General features: G+C 68.5%; 29 protein-coding genes. 13 read left to right on the forward strand and 16 right to left on the reverse strand.

The features are described 5' to 3' along the window. Positions 1 to 32: 32 nt before the first annotated feature. Positions 33 to 542: a DUF4232 domain-containing protein gene (locus ACZ6S6_RS00500; protein ID WP_469702663.1), complete on the reverse strand. Its 510-nt coding sequence runs from the start codon at positions 540 to 542 to the stop codon at positions 33 to 35. Positions 543 to 843: 301 nt separating this feature from the next. Here ACZ6S6_RS00500 and dapA point away from each other — a divergent pair, with 301 nt between their 5' ends. Then, positions 844 to 1,752: a 4-hydroxy-tetrahydrodipicolinate synthase gene (dapA, locus tag ACZ6S6_RS00505; protein ID WP_469702665.1), complete on the forward strand. Its 909-nt coding sequence runs from the start codon at positions 844 to 846 to the stop codon at positions 1,750 to 1,752. On the opposite strand, the gene dapD is transcribed toward dapA, so the two are convergent. Then, entirely contained in the window at positions 1,749 to 2,738 is a 990-nt protein-coding gene (dapD, locus tag ACZ6S6_RS00510) for a 2,3,4,5-tetrahydropyridine-2,6-dicarboxylate N-succinyltransferase (protein WP_362962086.1), read from the reverse strand. The two genes, dapA and dapD, sit on opposite strands and share 4 nt — an antisense overlap. 304 nt (positions 2,739 to 3,042) lie before the next feature. Here dapD and ACZ6S6_RS00515 point away from each other — a divergent pair, with 304 nt between their 5' ends. After that, positions 3,043 to 3,948, forward strand: a complete 906-nt coding sequence (locus tag ACZ6S6_RS00515; RefSeq protein WP_469702668.1) for a winged helix-turn-helix transcriptional regulator — start codon at positions 3,043 to 3,045, stop codon at positions 3,946 to 3,948. Positions 3,949 to 4,015: 67 nt separating this feature from the next. Here ACZ6S6_RS00515 and ACZ6S6_RS00520 read toward each other — a convergent pair whose 3' ends face one another. Both ACZ6S6_RS00520 and ACZ6S6_RS00525 read right to left on the reverse strand, forming a co-directional pair. Then, complete coding sequence (locus ACZ6S6_RS00520; RefSeq protein WP_469702671.1) at positions 4,016 to 4,552, reverse strand: TetR/AcrR family transcriptional regulator; 537 nt, start codon at positions 4,550 to 4,552, stop codon at positions 4,016 to 4,018. Further along, positions 4,552 to 4,872: a DMT family transporter gene (locus ACZ6S6_RS00525; protein WP_362962080.1), complete on the reverse strand. Its 321-nt coding sequence runs from the start codon at positions 4,870 to 4,872 to the stop codon at positions 4,552 to 4,554. The genes ACZ6S6_RS00520 and ACZ6S6_RS00525 overlap by 1 nt, the downstream gene beginning before the upstream one ends. A gap of 202 nt (positions 4,873 to 5,074) precedes the next feature. Here ACZ6S6_RS00525 and ACZ6S6_RS00530 point away from each other — a divergent pair, with 202 nt between their 5' ends. The 5 genes from ACZ6S6_RS00530 to ACZ6S6_RS00550 all read left to right on the forward strand — a co-directional run bounded on the left by ACZ6S6_RS00530 (position 5,075) and on the right by ACZ6S6_RS00550 (position 10,105). Continuing rightward, entirely contained in the window at positions 5,075 to 6,097 is a 1,023-nt protein-coding gene (locus ACZ6S6_RS00530; protein ID WP_469702673.1) for a DUF7847 domain-containing protein, read from the forward strand. A 373-nt stretch (positions 6,098 to 6,470) separates the two neighbouring features. Next, a complete protein-coding gene (locus ACZ6S6_RS00535) occupies positions 6,471 to 6,818 on the forward strand; it encodes a hypothetical protein (RefSeq protein ID WP_469702675.1) in 348 nt (115 codons plus the stop codon). Positions 6,819 to 6,920: 102 nt separating this feature from the next. After that, on the forward strand, positions 6,921 to 7,604 hold the full coding sequence (locus ACZ6S6_RS00540) for an ABC transporter ATP-binding protein (RefSeq protein ID WP_362962076.1): 684 nt from the start codon (positions 6,921 to 6,923) through the stop codon (positions 7,602 to 7,604). Further along, complete coding sequence (locus ACZ6S6_RS00545; RefSeq protein ID WP_469702677.1) at positions 7,604 to 9,763, forward strand: permease; 2,160 nt, start codon at positions 7,604 to 7,606, stop codon at positions 9,761 to 9,763. The genes ACZ6S6_RS00540 and ACZ6S6_RS00545 overlap by 1 nt, the downstream gene beginning before the upstream one ends. Before the next feature lie 159 nt (positions 9,764 to 9,922). After that, positions 9,923 to 10,105 carry a hypothetical protein gene (locus tag ACZ6S6_RS00550; RefSeq protein ID WP_362962072.1) on the forward strand — a complete coding sequence of 61 codons (183 nt, stop codon included), beginning with the start codon at positions 9,923 to 9,925 and terminating at the stop codon, positions 10,103 to 10,105. Positions 10,106 to 10,158: 53 nt separating this feature from the next. On the opposite strand, the gene ACZ6S6_RS00555 is transcribed toward ACZ6S6_RS00550, so the two are convergent. Continuing rightward, positions 10,159 to 10,788: an alpha-ketoglutarate-dependent dioxygenase AlkB gene (locus ACZ6S6_RS00555; RefSeq protein ID WP_469702679.1), complete on the reverse strand. Its 630-nt coding sequence runs from the start codon at positions 10,786 to 10,788 to the stop codon at positions 10,159 to 10,161. Positions 10,789 to 11,209: 421 nt separating this feature from the next. On the opposite strand from ACZ6S6_RS00555, the gene ACZ6S6_RS00560 reads away from it, so the two are divergent. Continuing rightward, positions 11,210 to 11,461, forward strand: coding sequence for a hypothetical protein (locus ACZ6S6_RS00560; RefSeq protein WP_469702681.1), 252 nt, complete (start codon positions 11,210 to 11,212; stop codon positions 11,459 to 11,461). A gap of 63 nt (positions 11,462 to 11,524) precedes the next feature. Here ACZ6S6_RS00560 and ACZ6S6_RS00565 read toward each other — a convergent pair whose 3' ends face one another. Further along, positions 11,525 to 13,849: an eCIS core domain-containing protein gene (locus tag ACZ6S6_RS00565; protein WP_362962068.1), complete on the reverse strand. Its 2,325-nt coding sequence runs from the start codon at positions 13,847 to 13,849 to the stop codon at positions 11,525 to 11,527. A gap of 322 nt (positions 13,850 to 14,171) precedes the next feature. Between ACZ6S6_RS00565 and ACZ6S6_RS00570 the strand changes: the two genes are divergently transcribed. Continuing rightward, on the forward strand, positions 14,172 to 14,576 hold the full coding sequence (locus ACZ6S6_RS00570; protein ID WP_362962066.1) for an effector-associated constant component EACC1: 405 nt from the start codon (positions 14,172 to 14,174) through the stop codon (positions 14,574 to 14,576). Beyond that, entirely contained in the window at positions 14,573 to 16,564 is a 1,992-nt protein-coding gene (locus ACZ6S6_RS00575; RefSeq protein ID WP_469702684.1) for a caspase, EACC1-associated type, read from the forward strand. The genes ACZ6S6_RS00570 and ACZ6S6_RS00575 overlap by 4 nt, the downstream gene beginning before the upstream one ends. Positions 16,565 to 16,891: 327 nt before the next feature. Here the strand turns inward: ACZ6S6_RS00575 and ACZ6S6_RS00580 are convergent, their stop codons facing one another. Continuing rightward, positions 16,892 to 17,782, reverse strand: coding sequence for an aminoglycoside phosphotransferase family protein (locus ACZ6S6_RS00580; RefSeq protein WP_362962062.1), 891 nt, complete (start codon positions 17,780 to 17,782; stop codon positions 16,892 to 16,894). 216 nt (positions 17,783 to 17,998) lie between these two features. Between ACZ6S6_RS00580 and ACZ6S6_RS00585 the strand changes: the two genes are divergently transcribed. Next, entirely contained in the window at positions 17,999 to 18,466 is a 468-nt protein-coding gene (locus ACZ6S6_RS00585; protein ID WP_362962060.1) for a hypothetical protein, read from the forward strand. Positions 18,467 to 18,536: 70 nt separating this feature from the next. Here ACZ6S6_RS00585 and ACZ6S6_RS00590 read toward each other — a convergent pair whose 3' ends face one another. Genes ACZ6S6_RS00590 through ACZ6S6_RS00600 form a run of 3 tightly spaced genes read right to left on the reverse strand, consistent with a single transcriptional unit; the run spans position 18,537 to position 19,833 of the window. Next, the gene (locus ACZ6S6_RS00590; protein ID WP_469702687.1) at positions 18,537 to 18,746 is read right to left on the reverse strand and encodes a DUF397 domain-containing protein; all 210 of its coding nucleotides are present in this window, start codon (positions 18,744 to 18,746) and stop codon (positions 18,537 to 18,539) included. Between the two features lie 50 nt (positions 18,747 to 18,796). Continuing rightward, complete coding sequence (locus tag ACZ6S6_RS00595; RefSeq protein ID WP_362962056.1) at positions 18,797 to 19,006, reverse strand: DUF397 domain-containing protein; 210 nt, start codon at positions 19,004 to 19,006, stop codon at positions 18,797 to 18,799. Continuing rightward, positions 19,003 to 19,833, reverse strand: a complete 831-nt coding sequence (locus ACZ6S6_RS00600; protein WP_362962054.1) for a helix-turn-helix domain-containing protein — start codon at positions 19,831 to 19,833, stop codon at positions 19,003 to 19,005. The genes ACZ6S6_RS00595 and ACZ6S6_RS00600 overlap by 4 nt, the downstream gene beginning before the upstream one ends. Positions 19,834 to 19,981: 148 nt before the next feature. Here ACZ6S6_RS00600 and ACZ6S6_RS00605 point away from each other — a divergent pair, with 148 nt between their 5' ends. Then, positions 19,982 to 20,176 carry a hypothetical protein gene (locus tag ACZ6S6_RS00605; protein ID WP_362962094.1) on the forward strand — a complete coding sequence of 65 codons (195 nt, stop codon included), beginning with the start codon at positions 19,982 to 19,984 and terminating at the stop codon, positions 20,174 to 20,176. Next, entirely contained in the window at positions 20,173 to 20,352 is a 180-nt protein-coding gene (locus tag ACZ6S6_RS00610; RefSeq protein WP_469702693.1) for a hypothetical protein, read from the forward strand. The genes ACZ6S6_RS00605 and ACZ6S6_RS00610 overlap by 4 nt, the downstream gene beginning before the upstream one ends. Before the next feature lie 293 nt (positions 20,353 to 20,645). Here ACZ6S6_RS00610 and ACZ6S6_RS00615 read toward each other — a convergent pair whose 3' ends face one another. From ACZ6S6_RS00615 to sufD, 6 genes are read right to left on the reverse strand one after another with little or no spacing between them, the layout of a single operon-like run. Beyond that, positions 20,646 to 20,984: a metal-sulfur cluster assembly factor gene (locus ACZ6S6_RS00615; RefSeq protein WP_362962050.1), complete on the reverse strand. Its 339-nt coding sequence runs from the start codon at positions 20,982 to 20,984 to the stop codon at positions 20,646 to 20,648. Then, a complete protein-coding gene (sufU, locus tag ACZ6S6_RS00620) occupies positions 20,981 to 21,436 on the reverse strand; it encodes a Fe-S cluster assembly sulfur transfer protein SufU (protein WP_306052627.1) in 456 nt (151 codons plus the stop codon). Before sufU ends, ACZ6S6_RS00615 begins: the two co-directional genes overlap by 4 nt. A gap of 20 nt (positions 21,437 to 21,456) precedes the next feature. After that, positions 21,457 to 22,725: a cysteine desulfurase gene (locus tag ACZ6S6_RS00625; RefSeq protein WP_362962047.1), complete on the reverse strand. Its 1,269-nt coding sequence runs from the start codon at positions 22,723 to 22,725 to the stop codon at positions 21,457 to 21,459. Further along, positions 22,722 to 23,486, reverse strand: coding sequence for a Fe-S cluster assembly ATPase SufC (gene sufC / locus ACZ6S6_RS00630; RefSeq protein WP_362962045.1), 765 nt, complete (start codon positions 23,484 to 23,486; stop codon positions 22,722 to 22,724). Before sufC ends, ACZ6S6_RS00625 begins: the two co-directional genes overlap by 4 nt. Positions 23,487 to 23,493: 7 nt before the next feature. Next, complete coding sequence (locus ACZ6S6_RS00635; protein WP_362962043.1) at positions 23,494 to 23,811, reverse strand: bifunctional 3-phenylpropionate/cinnamic acid dioxygenase ferredoxin subunit; 318 nt, start codon at positions 23,809 to 23,811, stop codon at positions 23,494 to 23,496. Continuing rightward, positions 23,811 to 24,992, reverse strand: coding sequence for a Fe-S cluster assembly protein SufD (sufD, locus tag ACZ6S6_RS00640; protein WP_362962041.1), 1,182 nt, complete (start codon positions 24,990 to 24,992; stop codon positions 23,811 to 23,813). The genes ACZ6S6_RS00635 and sufD overlap by 1 nt, the downstream gene beginning before the upstream one ends. Between the last annotated feature and the right edge of the window lie 25 nt (positions 24,993 to 25,017).

Here is a 25,017-nt window from a genome sequence, read left to right on the forward strand (position 1 = left end):
CCGTCGGCCGCGCCCGCCCGTGCTCCGCAGCGTCACTCGGTCGGCGAGGTCCGCCAGCCCGTCATGTTGAACTCGTCGAGCAGCCGTACGTCGCTGCCCTCCAGCGGGAAGGTGCGCGCCTCCAGGCCGGGCGCCGGGGCGATCTCCAGCGCGTCGCCCTCGATCAGGTCGCCGCCGGTCGGGGTGGAGACCCAGACCAGGAGCGACCGCATGGTCTTGCCGGGGGCCAGCATGACCTCTTCGGGGCCCTTGTCGTTACCGAAGTACGACGAGCCCGGGTTCACCTTCACCGGCAGCGCGTCACCGTTCTCGTCGATGGCCTGGACCGAGGGGTAGCCGTCGACCCGGACGGGCTCGCCGCCGCAGTTGGTCAGGGTGAGCCCGACGGCGCGGTGGCCGAGGGCCGCCTCCACGGGGCCCATGTCCACGACGAGGCCCGAGTCCGGGCAGCCGGTGGCGGAGGGCACCGGGGTCGGGCGGACGGGTGCCCGCGGACGGGCGGCGGGCGGGGAGGCGATGTCCAGGGGGGACGGTGTGGTCACGTGCACCCCGGCGGACGCGGTGTGCGACGGGCTCGGGCCCGCCTCCCCCTCCCCCGCCGGCACGAGGAACCCCGCGCACCCGGACAGGGTGAGTGTGCCGGCCACGAACAGAGCCGCCGGAACGGCTCCGCGTATCCCTGTCCCCCGCAGTGCCCGCGCACCCATGCATCCGCCCCCCGCGTCAGCCCGCCCCGATGTGCGGCCGATCATGCCAGAGCACCAGATTGTTGAGCTTTCCTTCAGCTTCACCAGAAGAAGAACTAAGTGGACCTTCACGGTCCGGTGGGCGGACACTTCGGACATGACGCCTCCCGCAGCATCCCGCCCGCGCCCCTTCGGCCGCGCCCTCTGCGCCATGATCACTCCGTTCACCGCCGAGGGCGCCCTCGATCCGGACGCGGCCGCCGGGCACGCCGCGGCACTGGTCGCGGCCGGCTGCGACGGTCTGGTGCTCAGCGGCACCACCGGCGAGTCCCCGACCACGTCGGACGCCGAGAAGACCACGCTGCTGCGCGCGGTGCGCGAAGCGGTCGGCGCGCGGGTGCCGGTGGTCGCGGGCGTCGGCAGCGCGGACACCCGGCACACCGTGGAGCTGGCCCGGCAGGCCGAACGGGCGGGCGCCGACGGCCTGCTGGTGGTGACTCCGTACTACAGCCGGCCGCCGCAGGCCGCCGTCGAGGCGCACTTCCTGCGGGTCGCCGAGTCCACCGGCCTCCCGCTGATGCTGTACGACATCCCCGGCCGCACCGGCACCCGCATCGAACCGGAGACGCTGCTGCGGCTGGCGGAGCACCCGCGCGTCGTGGCGGTGAAGGACTGCTCGCAGGACCTGCTGGGCGCGACGAGGGTGATCGCCGCCACCTCGCTCGCGTACTACTCGGGCTGCGAGGAGCTGAATCTGCCGCTGTACGCGGTGGGCGGCGCGGGCTACGTCAGTACCGTCGCCAACGTGGCGCCCCGCCGGCTGCGGGCCGTGCTGGACGCGTTCGACGCCGGGGACACCGCCGGGGCGGCGCGGCTGAACGGGCTCCTGGCGCCGCTCGTCGAGCTGATGATGGCGTCCGGGCTGCCCGGCACGGTGACGGCGAAGGCGCTGCTGGACGCGGGCCCGGTCCGCGAACCGCTGCAGCCCGCCGGGCGCGAGGCGGCCGACGGGCTGCGAGGGGCGTACGAGGAACTGCTCGGCGCCCCGATTGCCGGACCCTCTTAGCCGTTGCTGTGCAGGACGTCGTTGAGGCCGTCCCAGACCGCGTTGTTCGGGCGGGCCTCGACGGTGCCGGTCACCGAGTTGCGGCGGAAGAGGATGTTCGAGGCGCCGGAGAGCTCGCGCGCCTTGACGACCTGGCCGTCCGGCAGGGTGACCCGGGTGCCGGCGGTGACGTACAGACCGGCCTCGACGACGCACTCGTCGCCCAGCGCGATCCCGACACCGGCCTCCGCGCCGACCAGGCAGCGCTCGCCGATCACGATGCGCTCCTTGCCGCCGCCGGAGAGGGTGCCCATCGTGGAGGCGCCGCCGCCGATGTCGGAGCCGTTGCCGACGACGACGCCCGCGGAGATGCGGCCCTCGACCATGGAGGTGCCGAGGGTGCCGGCGTTGAAGTTGACGAAGCCCTCGTGCATGACGGTGGTGCCGGAGGCGAGGTGCGCGCCGAGCCGCACCCGGTCGGCGTCGGCGATCCGGACGCCCTTCGGTGCGACGTAGTCGGTCATGCGCGGGAACTTGTCGACCGAGGTCACCTGGAGGTGCAGGCCCTCGGCGCGGGCGTTCAGCCGCACCTTCTCCAGATCGTCGACGGCGACCGGCCCGAGCGAGGTCCAGGCCACGTTGGTGAGGAGGCCGAAGAGGCCGTCCAGGTTCTGTCCGTGCGGCTGGACGAGGCGGTGCGAGAGCAGGTGCAGCCGCAGGTACGCGTCGTGCGCGTCGAGCGGCTTGTCGTCGAGCGAGCCGATGACCGTGCGCACGGCGACCACCTCGACCCCGCGGCGGGCGTCCACGCCGATGGCCTTGGCGGCGCCCTCGCCGAGCAGGTTGACGGCACGGTCGGGGCTGAGCCGCTCGGTTCCGGCCGGGCCGGGCTCGGCGGTGAGCTCGGGCGCGGGGAACCAGGTGTCGAGAACGGAACCGTCACCGGCGATGGTGGCGAGGCCGGCGGCGACGGCGCCGGTGGTACGGGTGGAAGTCGTGTCGGTCATGACCCGAACCTAACCGGCCGGGGGCCGCCCCGGCGAACCGGTCTCAGCGTCCGGGCGTCGTGGCCGCGGAACGGCCGCCACGCGCGCTGTCCTGCCGGCCCGCGACCGGCCCGATGGACGTGCCACCACAGGTGAGGACGTTCCAGGTCGCCGCGCACCCCGCGAAGCGTCTCCCGGAAATCTGGGCCCAGCACGGCCCGCACCCCTCCCCCACCTCAAGAGTTCCCTTTGGGAACGGACTGTGGCAGCATGCTTTCGCAGGTCGATCCAGTTGAATGGCCGTCCGACGTGACGGAGGAAACCCATGCCCCAGCGCACCAGCCTGGCCGACGCCGACTGCGCGATCGCCCAGGCCCTCGACGTGGTCGGCGACTGGTGGACCCTGCTGATCGTGCGGGACACGGCGCGCGGGGTGCACCGTTTCGACGCCCTCCAGCATGAACTGGGCGTGTCCCGCAAGGTCCTGACCGAGCGGCTGCGGCTGCTGGTCGAGGCGGATGTGCTGTCCCGGGAGCCGTACCAGGAGCGGCCCGCCCGGTACGAGTACCGGCTGACCCCGCGCGGCCGCGCCCTGCTGCCGGTACTGATCGCGCTCCAGGACTGGGGCGACGCCTGGGTGACGGGAGACGGAACGACCATGGCGACCGCACAGGAGTCCTCGCAGGAGGCCGCGCGGGTGCACGCGCTGGTGGGCACCCGGGTACCGGAGCTGAGCCTGCCGCTGCACACCGGCGGCGAGCACGACCCCGTCGCCGCGGCCACCCCGTACACCGTCCTGTACTTCTTCCCCGGCGCCTATGCCCGCCCGGAGTCCTATCCGCCGGACTGGGCCGGGATTCCCGGCGCGCGGGGCTGCACCCTCGAATCGTGCACCTACCGCGACCGGCTGGCCGAGTTCACGGCGGCGGGCGCGACGGTGCACGGGGTCTCCACCCAGCGCCCGGACGAGCAGCGGGCGTTCGCGGAGGCGGAGCGGCTGCGCTTCCCGCTCCTGTCGGACGCCGGGCTGGAACTGACGGCGGCGCTGCGGCTGCCGACGTTCCGGGCGGCGGGGATCAGCCGGCTGAAGCGGCTGACGCTGGTGGTGGACCGGGACCGCACGGTCCGCGAGGCGCTGTACCCGATCACCGACATCGAACAGAGCGTGCGGGCGGCGCTGGCGACGGTCCGGGCCGCTGCGGGAGCGGGTGCGGACGGGGCGGCCGACTGAAACCGTGCCGGGAAACATTCAACGGGCCCGGCGGCCGGATCACTCGTGCGGCCGGGGGCGCGAGCGCTCAGCCGGCGATCCGGCCCAGCATCTCCCGTGCGTACGCCTCGTCGTAGACCCCGCCGGTGAGCAGGACCTGGAGGCAGATCCCGTCCATCAGCGCGACCAGGGCCCGCGCGGTGGCCGGATCGGTGCGCGCCGCGAGGAGTGCGGCCGTGTCGTCGGTCCACTCGGCGGCGACCGGCCGCAGCGCGGACCTGCGCAGGGCGGCGAGGTAGAGCTCGTACTCCAGCTCCGCCCGGCCCCGGCCGCCGCCGAAGAACTCCCCGAGCAGCCGGGCGAGTTCGGCCGCGAGGTCGGCGGCCGGGTCGGCGAGGGCCCGGCTCTCCCGCATGAGCCCGGCGAAGTTCTCGTTCGACCGGCGGAGCGCGGCGGTCAACAGCTCGTCCAGCGAGGCGAAGTGGTACGTCGTCGAGCCGAGCGGCACATCGGCCTCGGCCGCGGCGGAGCGGTGGCTGAGACCGGCGATGCCCTTGGCGCCGACCACCCGGATCGCCGCGTCGATGATCCGGGTGCGCCGCTCGGGGTCGTACCGCCGCGCCATCAGTGCGCACCGCCCAGGTTGAGCACCACGACACCGGCGATGACCAGCAGGATGCCCGCGACCTTGACCAGGTTGCCGGACTCCCCCATGAACAGCATCCCGATGACGGCGACGGCGGCGGTGCCGATGCCGGCCCAGATCGCGTAGGCGGTGCCCATCGACATGGTCTTGAGCGTCTGGGCGAGCAGCGAGAAGGCGAGCAGATAGCCGACGACGGTGATCAGTGAGGGCCAGAGCCGGGTGAAACCCTCGCTGTACTTCATGGCGGTGGTCCCGGCCACCTCCGCAGCGATGGCCGCGGCCAGCAGTCCATATCCCATGTGTACGAGTGTACGCATCGACCCGCGCAGAAAGCCCGGGGTCGGCCGGGCACCAGGGGCGATACGGTGGTCCGTCCATGTACATGACCGACTGACAGGCGGAGCAGCAGTGGCGCAGGACGCAGGGTGGGGCGGCGGGCCGTACGGGGGCGCGCCGTACGGGGGACCTCCCGGAGGGCAGCCCGGTTGGGGCGGCGGCTGGATGCCGCCCAAGCCCGGGGTGATACCCCTGGGGCCGCTGAGGCTCGGGGACATATTCAACGGCGTGTTCTCCACCGTGGGCCGTCACGGCAAGCAGCTGCTCGGCGTCGGCGCGGCCGCGTACGGCGGGGCGTTGGCCGTGGTCGTGGCGGCGATCGCGATCGCCTACTCCGCGACCTCGGACCATCTGGACCGAGTGTTCTCGCTCAGCTCCGACGAGACCCCCAGGACCGAGGACTGGGTACCGATAGTGATCGCCCTCTGCGCGATCGCGCTGCTGTGCCTGATCACGGCCGTGCTGTCCACGGCCCTGATGTACGCGGCCGTACCCGCGGTCCTCCAGGAAGCGGTCCTGGGCCGGCCGACCACCTTCTCCGCCGTATGGCGACGGGCCTGGGCACGGGTGCCCGCGGTGATCGGAACGGTGTTCCTGACCTGGGTGATCGCGATGATCCCGCTCGTACTGGCCTGGGCCGGCGTCATCGCCCTCTTCATCGGCCTGACCAGCGCGGGCAGCAGCGACGGCGCCTCGGCCGCGCTGGTCGTCATCGGCATGCTCGGCGCCCTGGCGACGGCGCCGCTGGCGGTCTGGCTCTGGGTGAAGTTCAGCCTGGCGCCCTCGGCCGTGGTCTTCGAGAACCAGGGCCCCATCGCGGCACTGCGCCGCTCGTCCATGCTGGTGCGCGGCGACTGGTGGCGGATCTTCGGCATCAGCCTGCTGGCAGCCGCCATCGCGGGGGTCGCGAGCTATCTGATCCAGCTGCCGTTCACGTTCATCGGCATGTTCTCGGGGATGCTCGGCTCGGCGAACCTGAGCAACGACCCGAACCCGGCCTCGGTCGTCGTCGCGATGAGCGGCTATCTGATCGCCATCATGATCGGACAGATGGTCAGCCAGCTGATCGTGGCCACCTTCCCGCCGCTGGTGACCGGACTGCTGTACGTGGACCGGCGCATCCGCACCGAGAACCTGGGCCCGGTCCTCGCCGAGGCCGCCGCGGTACCGCCGCCGCACACGGGCTGAGTCCGCCTTCGCCGGCGCGGCTGGGCCCGTCGTGCCGATGGGCGCGGAAGCCTGAATTCCGAGGGCGATTTCTGGTCGATCGCGTCCGGAACGAATTGCCGATCCCGGTTGCCTTTTGCCGGCCTGCCCCGGAAATCCCAACCCGCGTACAGCGACGTTGCGCATGATGCAACGAGAAGTGCACCAGCGCGACGGATACGAGGGCAAGCCATCTCTTGTTATCCGTAGCTCGGTTGTGCGATTAATCAGCCGTCCCTGGGGGCTTTGACTCAGAGACATCTGAGGAGCACGGCGTATCTGCGGCAGCCGCATGCCCTGTGGCTGAGGCTCCCTTCCGTGTTCTGGACTTCGCCGGCTGAAGGAGTACGCACCAATGGCACGTACGAAGATCGTTGCGGCTGCGCTGTTCACGCTTGCCCTCGCCGTGCCCACGGCCACGGCGGCGGCGGCAGTGGACGCCTACGCCGGGGGTGCGCACGGCTGGTCTCCGGCCAAGGCCGACAGCGGGATGGTGGCCGTCAAGGACAACAGCAGTGACGGCGACCCGGTGAAGGCGGAGTACTACCGGATCAACAACGTGGGGGCGAAGCGCACGCTGTGGAACCACAGCGGCCCCGGAACCACCTCGTACTCGGCCGACGGGTCGAGCATCTACGAGTTCAAGGTCTGTGACGAGAACTACGGTGCGCCGGACGACTGCTCGGGCTGGAAATTCCCGTAAGCGGAATTCCCAAGGCTGTTCCTGCCGCACCGGACCGACCAGGGCCGGTGCGGCACCCTCATTCCTGAGACAAGAGCATTCCTGAGACAAGAGGCACGTTCGGTGTACCAGAAGGACTCGTCCGGGCTCCATATCAGCAACCTGTGCTACGAGGTCGGCGGGCGGACTCTCCTCGACAGCGTGGAACTGTCCGTGTCCCGGGGCGAGTCGGTCGCCGTGACCGGCCCCAGTGGATCAGGCAAGTCGACCCTGCTCATGTGCGTACTCGGCCTGATCAAGCCACAGTCGGGCACGGTCACCGCCGGGGGCAGGGACATCACCGGTCTCGGATCCGCGCGGCTCGCCCGAGCGCGTCGGGAGACGTTGAGCATGGTGTTCCAGTTCGGCGAACTCCTCCCTGAATTAAGCCCGGTGGAGAATGTCGCCCTGCCGGTCCTGCTCGACGGAGGACGGCATCAGGACGCGTACCGGCGCGCGGAGGAACTCCTCGGTGCGCTCGGTGTCCCCATCGGCTCCACTGCGACCGGCATGCTCTCCGGCGGTGAGCGCCAGCGGACCGCCGTCGCCCGCGCCCTGATCACGGAACCCGCCGTGCTGCTCGCCGACGAACCCACCGGCGCCCTCGACCCGGACGCCAAGGAGGCCGTCGCCACCCTCCTGTTCACGGCCGCCCGGGACCGTGACTGCGCACTGCTGGTCGTCACCCACGACCTCTCTGTGGCCGACCGTGCCGACCGGCGCCACGAACTGCGCGGTGGGATCCTGGCCGAAGCGAGGGCCCTGTGATGGGGAACAGGATCCGCACCGCGTCCAAACTGCTCAGGATCGGTCTCGCCGCCGGCCGGTCCACGCCGGGCGACCGCTTGCGATGGTGGGGCCTGTTCGGCTCGGCGGCCGCCGTCGCCCTCGTCGTCCTGGCGACCGTGGCCACGCTCGCGACGTACGACGGCCGGGAGACCAGGGCGGACGCCCGGGGGCCGGTGGTCGACCTGGGCAGGGACGCCGCCCTGTTGTACCGGCAGGGGGGCGACTCCGTCGGCGGCCGACCCGTCTCCCTCGTATTCGTCCGGCCACTCACCGCCGGGGCTCCCGTTCCCGCCGGTGTGACCCGTTGGCCGAAGCCGGGCGAAGTCCTGCTCTCTCCCGAACTCGTCAGGACCGGCAGCGGGGAAGGAATCCTGACCCGTTACGGGAGGTTCGCCGGCACCATCGCCACGGACGGCCTGGTCACGCCCTCCGAACGGATCGCCTACGTGCGGGTGGGGGACGGTGCGCCCAGGAACGATCGCCGGTGGCTGCCCGTGTCCGCCTTCGGCAGCAACGGCGCAGCGACGGGAGAGATGGTCGATCAGCCGGCGGTGAGCTCTCCTCTCCTCGCGCTGTGGGCCCTGGCCGGACTGCCCGCCCTCGCTCTGACCGTCGTCGCCGCACGGGTCGGCTCCCGCACCCGTGACCGACGCGGCGGTCTGCTGCAGGCACTGGGCGGCACATGGCGGCACCGCATGATCGTCAACACCGGTGAAGCGGGGGTCCCGGCCGCACTGGGAACACTCACCGCGCTCGTCCCGTATGCCGTCGCGTCCGTGCACAGCACCCGCCTCGCGCCCACGGGTTACATCCTCGATCACCATGATGTGCGGGACGCCTGGCCCATGGCCGTCGCTTCGGCCGCGGTGTCGCTGCTGGTCGTGCTCGGCATCGTGGTGGGCACGCACCGCATCCACCGGGACGGCACGTCCACCCGCCCCGCGTCTTTCAGCTCCCGGGTCCCCCCATGGCGTCCGGCTCTCTGCGGTGTCGGGGTCGCGCTGGTTCTGACGAGCCAGTACATGCCTCGCAAGGCGCAGCTCTCCGTCTTCACCTCCGGGACCGTCGTGATGTGGGCCTTCCTGTCCTCCGTGGTGGCCCTCCTCACCCGCCGTCTGGGTTCCCGGCTTGCCGAGAGCGGGAGGCGGAAGGGCCATGCGGGCCGTCTGATCGGCGGGCGGTGGACACACGCGCACCCGGGCGTCATCGTCCGTCTCGCCCTGGCGATGGTGATCGGCATCGGCATCGTCGCCCAGATGCAGGTGTGGACCAGCAGGCTGGGCGTTCACTCGCAAGCGGCCGCCGCCACCCATCAGCGGATCAAGGACACCGTGATCGAGGTGACCCCCAGCAGCATGACCGCGGCACAGACCGGCCGCTTCCGTTCGGCTCTGCCGGCGGGCGCGGTCCTGCTGAGCCGTACGTTCCATGATCCCGGGCCGCCGAGAGAACCGTGGGTCACGGTCACAGGAACCTGCCGCGACCTGCGTGTACTGCGGGTGGAGTGCCACGGCGGCGCGACAGCGCCGACCGGCGGAAACGCTCAGGTGGAGGAAATGCGCCGCTGGTGGGGTGGCTTCAGGTTCGTCCCGGCAGCCCCGGCCGGTGTGAAGGCGGACGGCACGCGGTCCCTTCTCGTCGTGACCCCCGCCGCCGGGCAGCTCGCCGCGGTGAAACAGGCCGCGTTCACGCTCTCCAATCCTTCGGTACAGGTGGAGGCACTCGGCGGGAACTGGCTGGGATCCTCGCGTTCGCGCCTGCCGAACTGGATTCAGCTGTTCGGCATCACCGGCATCCTCTTCATCCTCATGGCCGGGGCGGTGAGTGCGGCGGCCGAGTTCGTCCGGATCCGTCACGCGCTCGCCCCGCTGTCCGTCCTGACCGGCCGACGCCGCGTGTTCCGGTCCGTCGCCTCGTGGCATCTCACGGTGCCCCTGCTCATCTCAACCGTCGTCACAGGAGCGGTGACCGCCTGGCACTCGGTCTTCTTCATCGCCCTGGTGAAGGAGGGCTCCGTGTCCTGGACCGTCCTGACAGCCGGCATCGCCGCCTGTGCCGCTGTCTCCCTGACCGTCGGATTCCTCGGCGCACGCGCGGCAGCACGCGAGGCCGAGCGATGGCGGCCGGCAGCCGACTGATAGGCGTCACGGGCCGACGGCGGGGCGGGGTGCCCTCCCCTGCGGACACCTCCGCGGCACCCGAAGCGACATCGGCCTTCCCAGCCGACCGGCGGCGAGCGACAATGCGTGTCAGCGACGGAACCGCAGCACGGTTCCGTCGGACACACGGGGGGACACATGATCGTTGTCATCGCCATGGCGGCCGTGCTCGCGGCGGCCGTCTGCGGGTGCCTGGTCGTACTCCGGCGCAGAGGCGGCTCGGGGGAACGCGGTGCGCTGGAGCGCGGGGCGGCGGAACAGGGACTCGCGCAGGGCCTGGGGACGGGGAACGCCCAGAGGCAGAACACGGGCCCGTTCTAAAATCCGTCCTGCGGATCGGTCCGGCGAATCTGTCCGGTTACTGGGCTGCCGGGTTACTGCACCCCGCGCGGCCGGAACTGGACGCTGATGCGCCCTCCGCCGGACCGGGCCGACTTGGGGATGGCGTGCTCCCAGGTCCGCTGGCACGAGCCGCCCATCACGATCAGGTCGCCGTGCCCCAGCGGGCGGCGGACGGTCTCGCCACCGTGACGCGGGCGGAGCAGCAGGTCACGGGGCGTGCCGACGGAGAGGATGGCCACCATCGTGTCCTCGCGGGCACCCCGGCCGATGCGGTCGCCGTGCCAGGCCACACTGTCGCGCCCGTCGCGGTAGTGGCACAGGCCGGCCGTCGTGAACTCCTCGCCGAGCTCGGCGCGGTAGTGCGCGGACAGGGCCCGGCGCGCCTCGTCGAGAACGGGGTGCGGCATCGGTTCGCCGGCCCGGTAGAAGGCGAGCAGCCGGGGCACGTCCACGACCCGCTCGTACATCTGCCGCCGTTCCGCCTTCCACGGGACGTCCGCGGCCAGCCGTTCGAACAGGACTCCGGCGCCGCTGAGCCAGCCCGGCAGCAGGTCGATCCAGGCCCCGTCACCGAGGGCCGTCCGCTGGATCCCGCCCAGCGGGCCCAGGCGCACGTCGTCGCTCTGGTCGAAGAGCGATCCCTGGAGCTGGTGCGTTGCCATGTGTCCAGCGTACGCGCTAATCGAACATATGAGCTACTCGGCGGACCTGGCTGGTCAGGCCCCGTCGAAGCACAGAGAGTAAGGGGCAGCACCCGGCAGGGACGAACCCGCTCTGCGGTCGAGGGGCGGGCACAGCCGGGCGAGCGGTGAACCGAGCGATCCGCGTCAGCCCGTAAAGACACCCTTGATGCTCTCGGCCCGCAGCGAAGACTCTCGTGCACGCCGGCTCAACCCTCTCGACGGCGGGAGCCGTCGTGACCCTGAAGTTCCTCGGCATCATCCGAACACACCGACCGGCGAGTCTCCGACGATCTGGCTTCACGAAGAGACCGGCGACCTTCTGATTCAGTCGCACAAGGCGACCGAGGAGGGGGCGAGGGAGTGCCAGGCAATCGGCTCGATTCCCGGCCACTCCACAGACGTGCCGGACGAGGTCGAGCAGGCCCGGCTGCTGGGACTGCTGTGGGTACCCGAGGGCGGTCGCAGCAGGTTCGACGAGCTGAAGCGCCCGGCGAAGGCGCCGACTGTCTCCCATCTGCGCGAACACCTGGCCCACCTGGACAGACTGGAAGCGCTGGGGGCGACGGCGACGTGGCTTCAGGGGGTGCCGCCGGGGAAGGTGGAGCACTTCGCCCAACGACGACGGCCGCGTGAGGTGCGGTCGATGCGATGAACCTGCGCTGGCAACCGGAATACTCGTCAGACAAAACTGGCGGACCGTCACGAAAGTTTGATACTAATCTTCGAAATCGGCGTCATCGCCCGTATTCTTCGTATTCCAGTACTCCTTCAATACCCCGCGTTGCCCCTTGAGGGACTGGCCCCTGAGCTTCGATGCTTCGAATGCCTCCGGGTAGGCGACCTCCACTATTTTCAGGTGCTGCTCCATCAAAGCAGTCGCCGCTGGCTTGTTCTCATGGTCAGGCAAGATCTGCAGCATGCCGAAGATGGCTTTCCGTGATTCCTCCTGCGTATGCTTGTCCGCTTTCAAGGAGCCGCGATGAATCCCTTCTGCAGCACCGCTGGTGCTGAGATACAGGGACGCCGCGCCGGGAATGAGGTTGATACGCGCCAGGACGGCGGATACTGCCTCCTGCAACGCGAGTTCCGGTACCGCCTCCTCCCCCTTTGCGGCCTTCACTTTATCCGTCATGTGCTTTTGGGCCGCTTCGGTCTTCCTGTCGAGCTCTTCCTCTACGGCAGCGTCCTCGGCCTGCAGTTCCTCGCCGTCCTTCTCGGGTGCTGCCGATTTCGCGGGTTTCGACGCCAATCGCCCGGATCTCCGCGTACCCACCCTGAGGTTGGCGAAGTCATCCTCAAGGCCGGTGTCCTGCCGAGCAGTGCGGTTGAGTCCTTCCTTCAGATCGTCGACATGGGAAGTCAGGCTGTCCAGCTCGCCGATGGCCTGGGTCACCGTCTTGCCCTTCAGACGTGCCCCGACGTAGTCGATATGCACCGTCCAGGCGATCGTGTGACCACCCTCGCCCTCGGTCGAGGCGAACTGAGTCTCGGGCCGTCCACTCGAAAGCAACCTATCGATCTTGCCGTCGTCCTTGGTGACGATTTGCACCGCGAGCCTCGGCTGTCTGTCCACCTCAGCGTCTTTGCCGGAAATGGCGGAGTCTTTCCCCATTGAGGGTGCAGACTTGTCCGCACCCTCCTCCTTTCCCAGTTTGATGGTAATCGCTTTTACGGCGGCCCGGACACTGCCCCAGGCGCCGGTAATGACCCCTTCACCGTAGGCTTCACCGATCGATTCGACGTGCCGTTCCGCGACGCTGCCCGGGATGTTTCCCTTTCCGTCTTCTTCCTGCTGCCCCATGTGATGCCTGACGGCCCTTGTGTCCAGCAGCCCGAAGATCGACGCCTGTAGTACCTCCTTGCTCAGATTGTTATCGGGATAGCCCAGGAGTGCCTTGTGGGCCTTGGCCTCGCCGTGCCCCTTCCCGGACCCCTTATTTCCTTTCGTGAAGAACGTGGACAGCGGTAGCGCCTCCCGGTACTGGAGGTAAGCGTTGATCATTTGCTGGAGCCCGGACATGCCCCAATTCTCGTCACTGTCACTCGTCCGTAATGCATCGAGGCGCTTCAACTCCGTGGACGCCTCGCTCATCAGGTCCTTGTTCTTTTTCCACTGCTCGTCCTCGCCCACCAGCTTCGCCTCCGGCAATTGCTGTGCCTGCACGAAGAGCTGGTACACCTCTTCTCCGGCCGCTGCCGCGCTCTTACCGCGGATTCTCTTCCGCACGGCCTCGCGCAGGACGACATAAGCGGTGGCGTGGTCGCCCATCGTCCCGGAGTGCGCGGAGTCGGGGCGGCCGGCGAAAATGACGTCGCCCACCGCCCCCTCCTCTCCTTCCTTGCTGCTCGCCGTGATCTGTGTCGCCAGGGCCCGCTGAACGGGGGCGGCGCCCGGCTGGGCCGGCGCGGTGCGTGATGCGTCGGTCGCCGGATGGCCCTGGTCGGGCGCCGGTTGGGCCAGTGCGGTGCGGGCCATCTGCTCGGCTTCGCGTTCGAAGCGGTCGGAGGGGTGGCTGACGCTCAGGCCCGCGCCGTTGTCGGTGCCGTCGACGGGGCCCCGACGCTGCTGGACGACATGGACCAATTCGTGGGCGAGGGTGTGCGGGTCGGTGCCGCCTTCGCCGAGAACGACGTCGTTGCCGGAGGTGTAGGCGCGGGCGCCTATTTCGCCGGCGGAGCGGCGGGCGGCGGCGTCGCTGTGCACCTGCACCTGGGAGAAGTCCGCGCCGAGGCGGGCCTCCATCTCGGTGCGCGTGTTGTCGTCGAGGGGGCGGCCCGGGGAGCGCAGGACGTCGGGGACGGTGGAGCGCTGTACGGGTTGTTCGGCCTGCTGGTGACCGCAGTCGGCGCTGTGCCCGTGCTCTTCCTGGGGCCAGGGTTGTCCGGCCCGGCGGAGCATCTGGACAACTGCCGCGTTGCCGGCGCTGCCCTGGAGGGCCAAGAGCGCAGGGAGCGGTGTCGCGGCGCGGCCGGGTGGCGTGCGGGCCGATGACTGGCTGTTCTCCGCCTCGTTGCCCCTTGTGCTGCTGTTCGCGTGCATGATCTTCCTCCCGTGCCATCTCCACCGGCGTCGATGTCCACGCCCCCAGGCTCCGCCCTGGCGCGGATCTCCGACCCCTGCGGCGGACACGGCGCCGACTCAGGGGACCACGTTCCGGTGATGGGGCCAGTGACATGTCCCTTGACGGGACGCTAGGGCATTTCGCAGCCCTCCGCCGTGGGGACGGCTCTCCTCGGCCCGATCTCGACCCTTTGAGGCTGCTGTCGCAGTGCATGCTGTCGCGGTAAATGCCGGATTTACTGTGGAGATCCAGGTGCCGGACATGGCGTTTCCGGCCGTGAACGCGGTGCTGTGACGGAGAATGAGCGCGCATCGTCACAAGGAGGGTGCATGGAGGGATGGGGAGGTCCGGGTGCAATTAGAGGTGCGGGTCGAGTCCGCAGGGGAACTGCGGTCTTTGCAGGGCTGGTTGCGATCGGACCCTGAAGTACGCAGATCTGCCACGGTCGGGGTGCGGGGAAGCGTGCCGCGACCGGGGGAGATGGGGACGGTGATGGATGTGCTTCAGCTGGTGACGGGGAACGGATGGAGCGCGGCGTCGTTCGTGCTGGCCCTGGTCGCGTGGCGGCAGACCCGGCCACAACGCCCGCGGTTGGAGATTCACCGCGGGGATACGGTTTTCGTCCTCACCGGCGGTTCCAACGAGGAGGTTGAACGGGTGATCCGGGCTCTGGACACCGACCGTGATGAGGACGGGGGGCAGTGAGCGTTCTGCCCGACCCGGGGGCATCGCGGGCGGTCCTGGTGGGGACGAGCCGCTACCAGCATCTTGAGCAGCTGCCGGCCGTCTCGAACAACCTGCAAGCCCTCGCCGGGCTCCTGTCAGGCCCTCTGTCCCTGCAACTGCCGGCGCAGCATGTGACCGTCGTTGAGAATCCGGCCGCCGCGCACACCGTGGTGAGAGAGGTGAGAGAGGCTGCCGCCGAAGCCACCGACACCCTGGTCGTCTACTTCGCCGGGCATGGGCTGATCGACTCGCAGGACACACTCAGCCTGGCTCTGCCGCACACGGAGTTCGGCTGCGTCGAGACCGGTCTGCCCTACGACTGGCTCCGCCAGGTCCTTCTTCTGGACTCCTGCGCCGAACGCCACGTCGTGATCCTGGACTGCTGCTACAGCGGCCGGGCCCTGGGGCGGATGAGCGCATCGCCCGGCCTTGCCAACCAGGCCGCTGTGGAAGGAAGTTACCTACTCGCGGCTACAGCCGAGACCCGCACCGCCTTGGCGCCCGTCGGGGACACCTACACCGCCTTCACCGGCGCCCTGCTCGAAACGCTGCGCCATGGTATCCCCGGCGGTCCCGAACTGCTGGATCTGGGGACCATCTACCGGCATCTGCGTCTGACGCTGGGCGCCCGGGGGCATCCCATTCCGCAGGCCAGGGACCGGAACAGCGGTGCCCAGGTGGCGCTCGGACGCAATCACGCGGCTCTTCCCGTTTCGTCGCCGGCTGCTCCGCCCAGAGCGGAGGCTGCCTGGCGTCCACGGCATGACCGGACTTCGATCCGCACCGGACCGGACTCAGCGACCGGCCCCCACGCCCAGCCGTGGGAGTACGACCACTCCCCTGCTTCCGCCGAGGCCCAGCCCGATTCTCGTAGTGCCCGTACAGGCACCAGCGGCGAGCAGGTCGGCATCCCCGGCGTGGGCCGGTCCGGCCGCGGCCCGCGCATCGCACTGATCGGCACAGCCTGCCTCGCCCTCCTCGCCGGCGGAGGCCTGCTGACCTGGAACCACCTGCACAAGCAGAAGACGCAGGAACAGCCCTCTCACGCATCCGGTCTCTCCGATCCCAGCACTTCAGTCTCGCCTGCCGTTGGAGAAAGCGCTCTGACCGCGTTGAATAACGCGAAGAAGAAGAAGGGCTTGTTCGTGATTGGAGTCAAAGACGACCAGCCCGGGATGAGCACAAACATTGGAAACGACCCGCTGCACCCGAATTGGACCGGCGCCGAAATCGAATACGCAAAACTCATCACCGAGCACATGAAAATCCCTAAAGACAATATCCGCTTCCAACCAATTGGGACCGAAAGTCGCGAGGCCGCCCTGGAAAGGGGTTCCGTTCAAATGGTCGTGGGAACTTACGGAATCAATCCAGAGAGACTCAGAAGAGTCGACTTCGCTGGACCCTACTATCAAGCAATTCAAAATGTCATGCTACGGAAGGGAGATGGAAACAATGAAGCATACTTCAGGAATACCAGCGGGATACAGGGATCATCTAAGGCAACTTCAATTTTCGACTTGAGGTCTGAAAATCTCGATGCCCCTCTCTGTACAGTTAAAGCATCAACCTCAGAGGCCCGCCTCAAAGAGCTCGGCTTCACACACGTATCCCCACTAACTGACTACAATAATTGCATGAAGGGCTTGCGGGAGAAAGACGGGAACGGCGAGTATAAATATGATGGAGTGGTTACGGATGAACCCATCTTGGCAGGCTTGAAAAAAGACAGCAACAAAAGAGGCGGAGGGGCGGAGCTCATGATCGCCCGGGACGGATTCGGTACGGAGGAGTACGGAATCGGACTACCGAAAGGCAACCCCACCCTGAAGGGCCAAGTTTGCGAAGCTATTAGGAAAATTAAGAAGGATGGCATGGTGGAGAAACTATATAAGGAAGACGTAACGGGGGTGCCGCTACAGAAGATTCCCGATCCATCCAGGTTTTGCCCTACTCCCAAATCCTGAGCCCCCGATCTCAGCACCCGCCACCCGGCCGCCCGGACTGTGCACCCGGCCCGGAATCGAACGGCATACCAAAGACGGTATCTGCCGAGCACTCGGTTTCAGGTTTCTGGACGAGGAAGACGTGCCCTTCGCCAGTCGAGTCCTACTAACCAACCACTGGGCCATCGATCCTTGCATCGATCTGATCTGAACTGATCTGATAACGGTCCGCAGCACGCCGGGAACCGACTCGGAGCCTCTCCCAAAGCAGGCGTTCATGAAATTCCAATACCCGACTCCACCGTTATGAACCCACGAAGCTGGATAAACGACAAGCAATAGCGCGCGTCAGATGCCCTTCAGAACACGGTCAAGTGCCGCCCGGCCTACAGGTCCCCAGTGCGGCTTGCCGCCGGGAAGGCCTTGATCTCCGTTCTGTCCCATGAGCATCAGGAAGAGGCTCTTCATAGCGGCCAGCCCGCGGGCACGCCGGATCGCCGCCTCGTCTGCACGCGCGTACGTGTCGAAGAACCGTGAGGCCGTGCCCGCGGGCAGCAGCACCCATGCGGCGGCGAGGTCCCACGCCGGATCGCCGGCGAACATGTCACCGAAGTCGACGATGCCCGAGAGCGTTCCGTCCGAGACGACGACGTTCGCGGGATGGAGGTCGCCGTGCACCCACACCGGCGGGCCCTCCCACGCGTGGGCCGCGACGGCGTCGTCCCAGACGGCCCGGACGTCGACAGCGATGTCGTCGGGGGCAACGGCCTGGAAGAAGATCTCGAAGCTGTCCGTGCAGTTTCTGGGATGGGCACCGCGGTCCGTAGAGACCGGCGCCTCGGCGGGCGCCTCCACATGGAGCGCCCGGAGGAAACCCGCCAACGTGTCGGCCGCGTGGGCGCCACGGCTGATCGAGCCGTGATCCAGCGGCTCGCCGGGAACCCACGTCATCACGGTCCAGTGCTTGGGGAAGCGCTCGGACGGTTCACCGAACCGCACCGGGGTCGGCACCGGGAGCGGCAGGCGCGGGGCCAGCACGGGTAGCCACCGCCGCTCCTTGAGCTGGAGCTCCGGAGTAGGGTCCATGCGCTGCATACGCACGGCCAACTCGTCCCCGAGGCGCCACATCTGGTTGCCCCAGCCGCCCGCCACCTCGCGGATGGCCAGCCCGGCAAGGTCTGGATGTTGCTCCTGCAGCAGGTCGCGGACCAGGTCTGCGGTGATCTCGGTGTCGGTCATGCGAAGCCACAGTACCGAGGCGGGGGGAGAGCCGCCGCCGCAACTGCCCCCTCTCCGTCAGGCTCCGGAACCTCGTGAACCCCAGCACCCTCCGCACGCCGATATCGATCAGTTGCCGGCGCTGCCGTCGTCACCGTCGGCCATGTACGAGGTTGTTAGGCTGCCTCGCAGCACTGGCACCGCGCCAGCCAGGACTTGGGGAGCCCGATGGAGCCGATGGACCAACCGCAGGCCGACGACGTGCTCGCTGCGTGGGCGCCGGCAGGGATGGGGCGCATAGTCGTCGTCCTGGGCCGGGGCGTGGTGATCCACAAGGCGATCGTCTCGGGCAAGGCTGGTGCGGTCGGTGTCGCTCGGGGGGTCACGGCGGGAGCAAGCGTGGCTCTGGGCGGAGGTGCCGCGGTCGCGGCGTCCGGACCGAACTCGGTGTACGGCAGCCCGTTCATCGAGAAGGTGCTGCGCAACGGGGTCGAGGGTCTGCTCGCATCGCCACGCAAGACCCTCGTGCCCTGGGACGAGATCGTCTCGGCGGAGTACCGGAAGCTCTTCCTTGGGCGCGGCCGGATGACCATCCGGACCAGGGACGGCGAGCACAAGCTGAAGTTCCTGCAGAACACGTACGTCGCCGGCGACCCGCAGCGCGTGTTCGCTCACTTCCTCGGCCAGCAGTTCACTGCCGGCTAGGCGGATGCCGCCTGCGAGGGCCCTCCGGCCCACCATTGGACCCACGCAAGACGGAACATCCACACAGCGGTCAGACGGTGCCGAACTCTCCGGCCTTGGCGCCTGCCACGAAGGACTCGAACGAAGCGGCGGCGACGTTCAGGACCGGGCCGGCGAGGCTCTTGGAGTCACGTACGGGGACCACGCCATGCGGGGTGACGAGGTTGGTGGCAACCTCAATGCACTGGCCGCCGTTGCCGCTGTACGAGGACTTGAACCAACGGGGGGATTCGGTCGTCACGGGGTGCCCTTTCGCAACTGGTCGATCAAGACGGAACATCCACACAGTGGTCAGACGGCGCCGAACTCTCCTGCCCTGACGCCGGCCACGAAGGAGGCGAACGAAGCGGCGGCGACGTTCAGGACCGGGCCGGCGAGGCTCTTGGAGTCACGTACGGGGACCACGCCATGCTGGGTAACGAGGTTGGTAGCGACCTCGACACACTGGCCACCGTTCTCGCTGAATGAGGACTTGAACCAACGGGGGGATTCGGTCGTCACGGGTTGCCCTTTCGTAACTGGTTAATCATGGCCACGGACGCCGCTCGGGGCAGCGCTTCGGCCTGTAGTTGATGGTAGTCCGTCAACAAGGGCACTACCGATCCGCTGTCCCGCTCCAGGTGACCCCGATTGGCGGACTCCGCGTACGACACGAGCGAGCGGTCCGGCATCGTGAGCAACGTTACCGGCAACGTCATCGGGCGACGAACCCCGATGTCGAACGGGGCAACCTGAAGCACGGTGTTCGGCAGCTCGGCAAACTCCATCAGTCGCACGAACTGTGCGTCCATGAGTGTGCTGCCACCGATGGGACGGAGAAGGCAGCTCTCGTCGAGGACCACAAATACCAGCGGGGACGGCGTTCGTGTCAGCGACGCCTGACGCTGCGCGATCAGGGCAATTCGTTCGTCGGCCTGGTCCCGGGAGGCAACGCCCCGTTTCACAGTGCTGTCTCCGAGCGCTGACGCGTATTCATGTGTCTGGAGCAGACCAGGTATCACACCGACTTCATAGAGCCTGATCTCCACAGCGCGTCCCTCGTGCGCCACGTACTCCGGAAATCCTTCAAGCAGCGCTCTGTACCGGACGGCCCGGCTCTGACGTTGCAGTCGATCTCCGCTTCCGAGGGCTCTGTCAGCACTTGCCGCGAACTGTTGAGTTGGAGTCCGCCGCCCAGTTTCGACGGCGGAAATGTGCGCCCCGGAACACCCGATGCGCTCTGCCAGCTCGTCCTGTGTCCAGCCTCGCTCATCCCTCAAGCTGCGAAGAAGTGCCCCGAACGCCGCGCTGGGCGACCGCTCGGGGTCAAGTTCCTTTCGGTTCACCATCCGATACCCAACTTGCCTGTCGTTCTCCGTAAGTTGAAGACACCCTGACTCTAAGCCACGCTGAACGCCCTTGGTAGTGAAACGACTACAGAGAGGAGCGGAAGTGTCTGAGCAGCAACGCGCCCAACTCCCGCCCGCCGGCACGCTCATGGTGGACAGCAGCCGTAACGACCGCGTCGGGGAGTTCCGAGGAGCCTCCGGCCCCTACTGGTCACTGCGGCCGATCGGCGGGGGTCCCGAGTGGGAAGCCGTCCCCGAATTCATCCGCCCCGCCACCCGCGACGAGCGCCTCCGCGCCCGTACCGCGTACGAGAACGCCAGGAGCCGGGGGGAAGTGGCATGACCTCCAGCAGCGACCCCGAGTGCCGTGAGCGCCGTAAGTGCCGTAAGTGCCGTAAGTGCCAGGAACTCGATCTCGCCGAAGCCGTGGCCCGGCGGGAGAGGGACGAGAGCAGGGCGACCGACTGCCGTGTGCTGCGCAAACGGCATCTGGCCGCCGAGCACGGGGAGCGGTCGTGAAGCGGCACCCGGGTGGGGAGCGTGCCGCGTGACCGGTGCGGGCTACGCGGTGGAGGTCACCGCGACGACCGGGCAGCGCGCCGTGTCGCTCGCCGGGCGGCGCATTCGGCCGGGCCGTGCCGTCGACGGACAGCGAAACGGCCGCGCTCGCCGGGCGGACCGGCGGGCACGGCCGTGGGGAGCGCGAACCCTGGGGTTCGGCCGGGCGGACGCCGGGGATATCGCGGACGAACAACGCCGAACGGCCCCCGGCAGGCTTGTGCCGGGGGCCGTTCACGCTCGTACGGGGGTGCTCAGACGTTGAAGCCCAGCGCGCGCAGCTGCTCGCGGCCGTCGTCCGTGATCTTGTCGGGACCCCACGGCGGCATCCAGACCCAGTTGATCCGCAGCTCGTTGACGATGCCGTCGGTGGCGGACCTCGCCTGGTCCTCGATGACATCGGTCAGCGGGCAGGCCGCCGACGTCAGGGTCATGTCGAGGGTGGCGATGTTCGCGTCGTCCACATGGATGCCGTAGATCAGGCCCAGGTTGACGACATCGATGCCCAGCTCGGGGTCGACGACGTCGTACAGCGCCTCGCGGACCTCCTCCTCGGAGGCCGGCTTGGTGGTGAGAGTCTCGTTTTCGCTCATGCCGTCTTCCCTTCGGACAGCGCCTTCGCCGTCGCGTCTTTCCACGCCATCCAGCTCAGCAGCGCGCATTTGACCCGGGCCGGGTACTTGGAGACGCCGGCGAACGCGACCGCGTCCTCCAGCACCTCCTCCATCGCCTCGTCCGGCTCCAGCTGTCCCTTGGACTGCATCAGTTCCAGGAACGCGGCCTGGATCTTCTGGGCCTCGCCCAGTTCCTTGCCGACCAGCAGTTCGTTCAGCACGGAGGCGCTGGCCTGGCTGATGGAGCAGCCCTGGCCCTCGTAGCTCACATCGGCGATGGTCTCACCGTCGTACCGCACGCGCAGCGTGATCTCGTCACCGCACGTCGGATTGACGTGATGCACCTCGGCGTCGCCGTCCCGCAGGCCACGCCCGTGGGGGTGCTTGTAGTGGTCCAGGATCACTTCCTGGTACATGGAATCAAGCTTCACCAGTCAACCCTCGCCGCTGTCTAACCGAAAAAGTTCCGGACGTGTTCCAGACCGTCCACCAGGGCGTCGACCTCGGCGGGCGTGGAGTACAGATAGAACGACGCTCGCGTCGTCGCAGGAATTCCGTACCGCAGGCAGACCGGCCGTGCGCAGTGGTGTCCGACCCGGACGGCGAGGCCCTGCTCGTCGAGTACCTGGCCCACGTCGTGCGGGTGGATGTCGCCGAGCGTGAAGGAGATCGTGGCCCCGCGGTCCTCGGCGGTGGCCGGACCGATGATCCTGAGGTCCGGGACCTCCAGGAGCCGCTTCACCGCGTACTCGGTGATCGCCTGCTCGTGGCGGTGGATGTTCTCCATGCCGATCGCCGAGAGGTAGTCCACGGCCGCGCCGAGGCCGACGGCCTGGGCGATCGGGGGCGTACCGGCCTCGAACTTGTGCGGCGCCGGGGCGTACGTCGACGAGTGCATCGACACGGTCTCGATCATCTCGCCGCCGCCGAGGAACGGCGGCAGGTCCTCCAGGAGCTCCTGCCGTCCCCAGAGCACACCGATGCCGGTCGGTCCGACCATCTTGTGGCCGGTGAAGGCCACGAAGTCGGCCTGCAGCGCCTGCACGTCGAGCACCATGTGCGGGGCCGCCTGCGAGGCGTCGATGCAGACCAGGGCGCCGACTTCCTGGGCGCGACGGACGATCTGCTCGACCGGGTTGATCGTGCCCATGATGTTCGAGACCAGCGTGAAGGAGACGATCTTCGTCTTCTCGGTGATGATCTCGTTGATGTTGGACAGGTCGAGCCGGCCGTCGTCGGTGATGCCGAACCACTTCAGCTTCGCGCCGGTGCGCTGCGAGAGCAGCTGCCACGGCACGATGTTGGAGTGGTGCTCCATCTCCGTGATGACGATCTCGGTCTCGTGGTCGACCCGGTAGGGCTCGTCGGCCCAGCCGAGCATGTTGGCCACGAGGTTGAGCGACTCCGAGGCGTTCTTGGTGAAGATCACCTCGTTGCGGCTGGGCGCGTTGATGAACGCCGCGACCTTGTCACGGGCGCCTTCGTACAGCGCCGTGGCCTCTTCCGCGAGCACGTGCACGCCGCGGTGGACGTTGGCGTTGTGCCGCTCGTAGTACTCGTTGAGGGCATCGAGCACCTGGCGCGGCTTCTGCGAGGTCGCCGCGTTGTCCAGGTACACGATCTTCTTGCCGTCGTGGACCGTGCGGTCCAGGATCGGGAAGTCCTTGCGGATCGCCTCGGTGTCGAGGAGGCCGGAGAGCCCCTGTCGGGCGTCAGTCACGCGGAAGCGCCACCCTTCGTGTAGGCCTCGTAGCCCTCGTTCTCCAGCTTGTCGGCGAGCTCGGCGCCGCCGGACGCGGCGATGCGGCCGTTGGCGAAGACGTGCACGAAGTCGGGCTTGATGTACTTGAGGATGCGCGTGTAGTGCGTGATCAGCAGCGTGCCGACCTCGCCGGACTCGCGGACCCGGTTGACGCCCTCGGAGACGGTCTTCAGCGCGTCGACGTCCAGACCGGAGTCCGTCTCGTCGAGGATCGCCATCTTCGGCTTGAGGAGCTCCAGCTGAAGGATCTCGTGGCGCTTCTTCTCACCGCCGGAGAAGCCCTCGTTCACGTTGCGCTCGGCGAAGGCGGGGTCCATGTGGAGCTCGGACATCGCCTCCTTGACCTCCTTCACCCAGGTACGCAGCTTGGGGGCCTCGCCGCGGACGGCGGTGGCGGAGGTGCGCAGGAAGTTGGAGACCGAGACACCGGGGATCTCGACCGGGTACTGCATGGCGAGGAAGAGACCGGCGCGGGCGCGCTCGTCGACGGTCATCTCCAGGACGTTCTCGCCGTCCAGGGTCACCGTGCCGCTGGTGACCGTGTACTTGGGGTGGCCCGCGAGGGAGTACGCGAGGGTGGACTTGCCGGACCCGTTGGGGCCCATGATGGCGTGGGTCTCGCCCTGCTTCACGGTCAGGTCGACGCCCTTGAGGATCTCCTTCGTGGCGTTGTCGGCCTCGACGGTGACGTGCAGGTCGTGGATTTCAAGCGTTGCCATGGGTGACTCAGGTCTCCTGGGTGACGGAGACGAGCACATCGTCCCCTTGGATCTTGACGGGGTATACGGGGACGGGGCGCGTCGCGGGAAGGCCGGACGGCTTGCCGGTGCGCAGGTCGAAGCTCGATCCGTGCAGCCAGCACTCGATCATGCAGTCCTCGACCTCGCCCTCGGACAGTGAGACGTTCGCGTGCGAGCAGATGTCGTTGATCGCGAACACCTCGCCCTCGGTGCGGATGACGGACACCGGCGTGCCGTCGAGCTCCACCCGCTTGGGGGTGTCGTCCTCCAGCTCGCTCAGCGCACAGGCTTTGACGAAGGCCATCAGACCGACGCCTTCAGCTCGGTCTCGATCTTGTCGAGGAGACGGGCTTCGACGTCCGGCAGGCCGATCTGCTGGACCAGCTCGGCGAAGAAGCCGCGCACGACGAGGCGGCGGGCCTCCTCGGCGGGGATGCCGCGGGACTGGAGGTAGAACAGCTGCTCGTCGTCGAAGCGGCCGGTCGCGGAGGCGTGGCCGGCGCCGACGATCTCGCCGGTCTCGATCTCCAGGTTCGGCACCGAGTCGACCCGCGCACCGTCGGTGAGAACCAGGTTGCGGTTCATCTCGTAGGTGTCGGTGCCCTCGGCGCTGGCCTGGATCAGGACGTCACCGATCCACACGGCGTGCGCGCCGTCGCCCTGCAGCGCGCCCTTGTAGGCCACGTTGGACTTGCAGTGCGGGGCGTTGTGGTCGACCAGGAGGCGGTGCTCCTGGTGCTGGCCCTTGTCGGTGAAGTACAGGCCGAAGAGCTCGGCCTCGCCGCCGGGGCCCGCGTAGGCGATCCGCGGGTGGAGCCGGACGACGTCGCCGCCGAAGGTGACGACGATGGACTTGAAGGAGGCGTCCCGGCCGACCAGCGCGTTGTGCTGGCCGACGTGGACGGCGTTCTCGTCCCAGTCCTGGACGGAGACGACGGTCAGCTTCGCACCGTCGCCGAGGACGTAGTCGATGTTGGCGGCGAGCACCGCGTCGCCGGTGTGGTCGATGACGACGACGGCCTCGGCGAAGGCGCCCAGGGTGATGACCTGGTGGCCGTAGGCCACGCCGCCCTCGCCGTGCACCGCGATCCGGATCGGCTCGGTGAGCACGGCTTCCTTGTCGACGGTGACGACGGAGGCCTGCTCGAAGGACGAGTAGGCCTGTGCGGCCACCCGGTCCACCGGGGTGCCGGCCTTGCCGAGGCGGGCGTCGTCGCGGCCGACGGTCTCGACCGTGACGCCCGAGGGCGCCTCGATCGCGACCTTCACACCGCCGCCGTTGGCGACGGCCGTGCCGTCGTGCAGCCCGCGCAGCCGCTCCAGCGGCGTGAACCGCCACTCCTCCTCGCGGCCGTGCGGGACCGGGAAGTCCGCGACGTCGAAGGACGGGGGCGCGCTCATGCGCGTGGCGACGGTCGACTCGGCGGCCACCGCGATGGAGCCGGCGGTGGTGGAGCCCGCCGGAATATTCTGAGCCTCAGCCATGGCTGTCGTAGTGCTCTCTTTCTCA

This window comes from Streptomyces sp. NPDC048671 (assembly GCF_055587045.1).

Excerpts from the sequence above, each read along its gene's own strand:
- ACZ6S6_RS00635 (WP_362962043.1), bottom strand. The coding sequence starts at position 23,811 with ATGGCCTTCGTCAAAGCCTGTGCGCTGAGCGAGCTGGAGGACGACACC.
- dapA (WP_469702665.1), top strand. The coding sequence starts at position 844 with ATGACGCCTCCCGCAGCATCCCGCCCGCGCCCCTTCGGCCGCGCCCTC.
- ACZ6S6_RS00615 (WP_362962050.1), bottom strand. The coding sequence starts at position 20,984 with ATGAGCGAAAACGAGACTCTCACCACCAAGCCGGCCTCCGAGGAGGAG.
- ACZ6S6_RS00520 (WP_469702671.1), bottom strand. The coding sequence starts at position 4,552 with ATGGCGCGGCGGTACGACCCCGAGCGGCGCACCCGGATCATCGACGCG.
- sufC (WP_362962045.1), bottom strand. The coding sequence starts at position 23,486 with ATGGCAACGCTTGAAATCCACGACCTGCACGTCACCGTCGAGGCCGAC.
- ACZ6S6_RS00545 (WP_469702677.1), top strand. The coding sequence starts at position 7,604 with ATGGGGAACAGGATCCGCACCGCGTCCAAACTGCTCAGGATCGGTCTC.
- dapD (WP_362962086.1), bottom strand. The coding sequence starts at position 2,738 with ATGACCGACACGACTTCCACCCGTACCACCGGCGCCGTCGCCGCCGGC.
- ACZ6S6_RS00600 (WP_362962054.1), bottom strand. The coding sequence starts at position 19,833 with ATGGTGAACCGAAAGGAACTTGACCCCGAGCGGTCGCCCAGCGCGGCG.
- ACZ6S6_RS00535 (WP_469702675.1), top strand. The coding sequence starts at position 6,471 with ATGGCACGTACGAAGATCGTTGCGGCTGCGCTGTTCACGCTTGCCCTC.
- ACZ6S6_RS00550 (WP_362962072.1), top strand. The coding sequence starts at position 9,923 with ATGATCGTTGTCATCGCCATGGCGGCCGTGCTCGCGGCGGCCGTCTGC.
- ACZ6S6_RS00515 (WP_469702668.1), top strand. The coding sequence starts at position 3,043 with ATGCCCCAGCGCACCAGCCTGGCCGACGCCGACTGCGCGATCGCCCAG.
- ACZ6S6_RS00580 (WP_362962062.1), bottom strand. The coding sequence starts at position 17,782 with ATGACCGACACCGAGATCACCGCAGACCTGGTCCGCGACCTGCTGCAG.
- ACZ6S6_RS00585 (WP_362962060.1), top strand. The coding sequence starts at position 17,999 with ATGGACCAACCGCAGGCCGACGACGTGCTCGCTGCGTGGGCGCCGGCA.
- ACZ6S6_RS00530 (WP_469702673.1), top strand. The coding sequence starts at position 5,075 with ATGCCGCCCAAGCCCGGGGTGATACCCCTGGGGCCGCTGAGGCTCGGG.
- ACZ6S6_RS00555 (WP_469702679.1), bottom strand. The coding sequence starts at position 10,788 with ATGGCAACGCACCAGCTCCAGGGATCGCTCTTCGACCAGAGCGACGAC.
- ACZ6S6_RS00570 (WP_362962066.1), top strand. The coding sequence starts at position 14,172 with ATGAGCGCGCATCGTCACAAGGAGGGTGCATGGAGGGATGGGGAGGTC.
- sufD (WP_362962041.1), bottom strand. The coding sequence starts at position 24,992 with ATGGCTGAGGCTCAGAATATTCCGGCGGGCTCCACCACCGCCGGCTCC.
- ACZ6S6_RS00610 (WP_469702693.1), top strand. The coding sequence starts at position 20,173 with ATGACCTCCAGCAGCGACCCCGAGTGCCGTGAGCGCCGTAAGTGCCGT.
- ACZ6S6_RS00605 (WP_362962094.1), top strand. The coding sequence starts at position 19,982 with ATGGTGGACAGCAGCCGTAACGACCGCGTCGGGGAGTTCCGAGGAGCC.
- ACZ6S6_RS00565 (WP_362962068.1), bottom strand. The coding sequence starts at position 13,849 with ATGCACGCGAACAGCAGCACAAGGGGCAACGAGGCGGAGAACAGCCAG.
- ACZ6S6_RS00525 (WP_362962080.1), bottom strand. The coding sequence starts at position 4,872 with ATGGGATATGGACTGCTGGCCGCGGCCATCGCTGCGGAGGTGGCCGGG.